Source organism: Frisingicoccus sp. (genome assembly GCA_016298055.1).
Taxonomy (GTDB): Bacteria; Bacillota; Clostridia; order Lachnospirales; family Lachnospiraceae; genus Frisingicoccus.
In genome coordinates, this window is record JAEDDO010000149.1 from 1 (window position 1) to 4,519 (window position 4,519).

Genomic DNA, 4,519 nt, shown 5'->3' on the forward strand with positions numbered 1-4,519 from the left:
GCGGACAAAGTTACGATCCGGGATTAAAATTCAATATGCCGGCAGAAAATATTGAACTTTATGCCCAGTGGGAAGAAGTAGCATTTCCAGAGACAAAGCCGGAAGAGACCGAGCAGAAAGAGGAACACGAGAGAAATAATATGTGGATAATGGTATGGATTGCACTTGTGGCAGTCATATGCATTGCTGCTTATGTGATCATTCAGTTGATTCTCCATAAAAAAAGATAGTAAAAAGGGGACAGGTTCCTGATGTATGTCATCAGAGAAATTGTCCCCTTCTTTTGCTTATTCAATTGTCAGAATGTCCACAAAACCGGTAATTTCGAAAACTTCCATAACGATCTCATTAACGTTTATAAGCTTCATGGAGCCCTGTTTATTCATTCTCTTCTGAGTTGCAAGTAAAACACGTAATCCTGCAGAAGAGATGTAGCTCAGCTCAGCAAAATCAATTGTTAATTCAGTGACACCGTTAAGATTCTCGGAAAGTTCACTCTCAAGTTGAGGTGCTGTTGTTGTATCAAGACGACCTTCAAGCTTTAAGGTTAAGAAATTATCGTTTTTAATTTTTGTGATTGTCATACTAAAAATCATCTCCATTTATATCCGTATTATGAGATACCAGGATCAAAAGTATTTGACACTAATATCGTTATGATTGATTATACTATTAAACGTTTTTTTTGTCCAATATAAAAAAATTTAAATATATTTTTGTAGATAAAATTTTTTAAGTAACCAATAGCACGGTGGATACATATATAAAATTGACACAATCCTCTATAGAATCTGTCTGTTTTGAGTGATGTATCTATGGTAAAATATGAAAAGCAAAGGAAATATTTACTAAAACAGATTTTATGGTGAAAAAGGAGTCAGGGGGGAGTGGAAAATGCCAATATATATATCCGCATCAGAACTGTTGTTGGGTGCGGGAGATTTTCTGACAATCTATCTTTTTGGATATATGCACAGAACGTTCTGCGAAAAAAGGAAATATATGATAGACAGACCATGGCTTGTTCCGATCATCTATCTGCTTGACTGGTGTATGCTTTTTTGTGCAAATCTGCAGGAGATTCCGCCATTAAATCTTTTGGCGATGATTTCGTCCTATCTGATTCCGTTGTTTCTGGTGTATTATGTGAAGAGTTTCCGGCAACTGACCAATTTCCTGTTTTATCTGGTAGGAGTTATGGCGACGGAGATTGTTGTTGGAATAAGCAGCGGATACCTGAATAATGAAATGGGATTTCGAACGCAGTATGAACGGATCACACCACAGACAGCGCTGCTTATGAATTTTATAGAAATGATTCTTGTGCTTTTCATATGCAGATTCGGAAGTAAAGAAAAGGACAGAAAATCAGATAACATGATTTTTTTGCTTATGGCAATGCCCTTTGTCTCAGTTGCGCTGATTGTGGTGGATATGTTTGTGTTGGCAGTGGGCAAGTACGAGAATTTTAATTCAGGGCAGTTTCTTCGAATGGCGGTCCTGCTCGTTATTGTGAATATAGCAATTTTTGTAATTCTTGAAAAATATACGGAATTAATGAGGCAGGAAATGGAGCTTGTGCAGGAAAAGTCCAGACTGGAGTCGGATGCGTATATCATGCAGATAGCGGCAAAAAACATGAAAGAACGACTTCAGTCGGCGGAAACAGTTGTGCAGAAGGACAGGATGATGCGTCATGACAGAAGACATTTTGAAGCTCTGCTGTATCAATTGCTGGAAGACGGAAGGACGGATGAAGCAAAAAAATATTTGTCGGAACGGCTTGCACTGGAGCCAAAAGGAATTCAGAAATACTGTGAGAATACGACGGTGAACGCTGCTGTCAGTCATTACATAGCATGGGCAGAAAAGGAAGAAATTCAAACGACTGTTTCTGCGAATATTCCGGTCGGTCTGTCGGTGGACGATATGGAATTAGCCATTACGGTCAGTAATCTTCTGGAAAATGCCATACATGCCTGCATGAAACTTCCGGAAAAGGAGCGATATTTGAAATTAACAGCAAAATATAAAAACCAACTTCTGTTGGAAATTGAAAATTCCTGTGAAGGAAAGGTACCTTTGGATGAAGATGGACATCCTTTTTCTAATGAGAAAAATCATGGAATCGGAACCCGAAGTGTAGTATCTTTTATAAATAAAACACATAGCGAGATTTATTATATTGCAGAAGATAATAAATTTAAAGTTCGAATGATTTTATGAGTCATTCAAAAGAATAGAAAGTCTGATGAGATAAAATCCCGTGTAAAAGAGGCCGGAATCCGTGTAGTTCCGGTCTTTTTTTTGAAAATATGATATTTTCTGAATATGAAAACGAGCAGCTTAAATGGTAAGAAGATTATATTGGAATAAAGGGTGGAAGATATGATGAGAAACAGAGAATATTTCGAAATCCCAAATAAAAACGGAAACGTATGGCCGGAGGATCTGTGTCCGGCATATACATCCAGAGAAGAAGCGATAGAAAGCCTGAAAGGCTGCTGGTATTGTCGGTATGCGGATTTTCATTTGAAAGAAGAGAGAGCCCTGGAAGTAGGAATATGCAAATGGCCGTATAAAGTGATTTGAACAAATTCGACTTGACAAATAAACGAGCGTTCACTAAAATAAATGTAAACGAACGTTTATTTGTATAGAGAGGAAGGAAGTATGGGTATAGAGACGAATATGAAACAGTATGGCTTGTCTGAAGCCATTCAAAAGTCGGCGGACCATTTTTCAGACTTGACGGTTTCAAGAGTGATTTTGCAGGAAAAGGGAATATATCGGCTGATCTCTTCAGAAGGCGAAAAATGGGGGGAGATATCCGGTAGATTTCATTATGATGTACAGGAAAAATCAGAATATCCGGCAGTAGGAGATTTTGTTATGGCAGACTGGAACAAAAGCGGAGGTCATGCGGTCATTCATCGTGTGCTTCCTCGAAAAAGCAGTTTTATACGGAAAGCTGCCGGTGAAAAAAAGGAAGAGCAGATTGTTGCGGCAAATATCGACACGATTTTTTTATGTATGTCCATGAACAATGATTATAATTTGCGTCGACTGGAACGGTATCTTTCAATTGCCTGGAATAGTGGTGCAGTGCCTGTTGTTATCCTGACGAAAGCGGACTTGTGTGAGGATCCGGAGAGCAGACTTATGGAAATATCTTCAATTGCCGCAGGTGTGGATGTTCTGATAACAAATGCAGTGGAGAAGGATGGATATCAGCAGATTGTTCCTTATATTTCAGATGGAAAAACCGTCGCATTTATCGGTTCCTCCGGTGTGGGAAAGTCTACTTTAATTAACTGTCTGCTGGGTGAAAAGTATATGGATACCAACGGACTTAGGAATGATGACAAAGGGCGGCATACGACAACCCATCGTGAACTGATTTTATTGCCATCCGGCGGCATGGTGATTGATACACCGGGAATGCGCGAACTGGGAATGTGGGATTCGGGGGATGGAATCCATCAGACATTTTCAGATATCGAAAAACTGGCACAAAGCTGTCGTTTTCGGGACTGTACTCATTCAGAAAGTGAACCTGGATGTGCGGTACGGGAGGCGATTGAACGTGGTGAGTTGTCGATGGATCGGTTTTATTCTTATCTAAAGCTGATGAATGAGAATCATTATATAGAAAATACTCAAGGCTATCTGGCTGAGAAAAAGCAGAAATTTAAGGCTATTTCGAAAATCAATAAAAAGAACAGGAAAAGATAGAGGAGAAAGATTATGAACACAGATAATATTATCATACGTCTTGAAAAACAGGAAGAATACAGAGAAGTAGAAAATATGGTAAGAGAAAGCTTTTGGAACGTATATCGCCCCGGATGTCTGGAACATTATGTGCTGAATCAGCTTCGGCATGATCCGGCATTTATTCCGGAACTTGATTTTGTTATGGAAGAAGAGGGTAAGCTGATTGGACAGAACATGTTTATGAGAGCAACAATCAAGGCGGATGATGGCAGAGATATACCGATCATGACGATGGGACCGATTTGTATCACACCGGAACGAAAAAGAAAGGGATATGGAAAAATTTTATTAGACTATTCCTTAGAAAAAGCAAAGGAGCTTGGATGCGGTGCCGTCTGTTTTGAAGGCAACATCGACTTTTATGGAAAGAGTGGTTTTACGCAGGCAAGCACATTTGGAATTCGTTATCATGGCTTGCCGGAAGGTGAGGATGCATCCTTCTTTTTGTGTAAGGAATTAATTCCAGGATATTTAGATGGAATTACAGGAGAGTATGCGACACCACAGGGATATTTTGTGGATGAAGCTGAAACTGAGATGTTTGATCAGGCATTTCCTGTTAAGGAAAAATTAAAACTTCCAGGTCAGATATTTTGATCCAAGGGACAAATGGCTACAAAAAATCCGTAGGTATCATGGGGGCAAATGCATTTGACCCCAACATCACAATATTAAAGGATTGGAGGAAGAAAGATGATCTTTGATTTTATTCAAGCAGCTTTGCCGTGGGTAGCAATGGGAC

The 4,519-nt window shown here is 39.3% G+C and carries 6 protein-coding genes; 5 read left to right on the top strand and 1 reads right to left on the bottom strand.

What is annotated here, in order from left to right; genetic code table 11:
- Positions 1-230 (top strand): hypothetical protein (locus QZZ35_RS09385; protein WP_291237161.1); only part of this gene is annotated, 230 nt, incomplete at its 5' end.
- 57 nt (positions 231-287) lie between these two features.
- Here the strand turns inward: QZZ35_RS09385 and QZZ35_RS09390 are convergent.
- Positions 288-584 (bottom strand): STAS domain-containing protein, encoded by a 297-nt coding sequence (locus tag QZZ35_RS09390; RefSeq protein ID WP_291237166.1) that lies wholly within the window; start codon positions 582-584, stop codon positions 288-290.
- Between the two features lie 310 nt (positions 585-894).
- Here QZZ35_RS09390 and QZZ35_RS09395 point away from each other — a divergent pair, with 310 nt between their 5' ends.
- From QZZ35_RS09395 to QZZ35_RS09410, 4 genes are all read left to right on the top strand, one after another.
- On the top strand, positions 895-2,226 hold the full coding sequence (locus QZZ35_RS09395; protein WP_291237162.1) for an ATP-binding protein: 1,332 nt from the start codon (positions 895-897) through the stop codon (positions 2,224-2,226).
- Positions 2,227-2,388: 162 nt separating this feature from the next.
- Complete coding sequence (locus QZZ35_RS09400) at positions 2,389-2,592, top strand: hypothetical protein (RefSeq protein ID WP_291237163.1); 204 nt, start codon at positions 2,389-2,391, stop codon at positions 2,590-2,592.
- An 81-nt stretch (positions 2,593-2,673) separates the two neighbouring features.
- A complete protein-coding gene (rsgA, locus tag QZZ35_RS09405; protein WP_291237164.1) occupies positions 2,674-3,735 on the top strand; it encodes a ribosome small subunit-dependent GTPase A in 1,062 nt (353 codons plus the stop codon).
- Between the two features lie 12 nt (positions 3,736-3,747).
- Complete coding sequence (locus QZZ35_RS09410; RefSeq protein WP_291237165.1) at positions 3,748-4,374, top strand: GNAT family N-acetyltransferase; 627 nt, start codon at positions 3,748-3,750, stop codon at positions 4,372-4,374.
- The last annotated feature ends 145 nt before the right edge of the window (positions 4,375-4,519 follow it).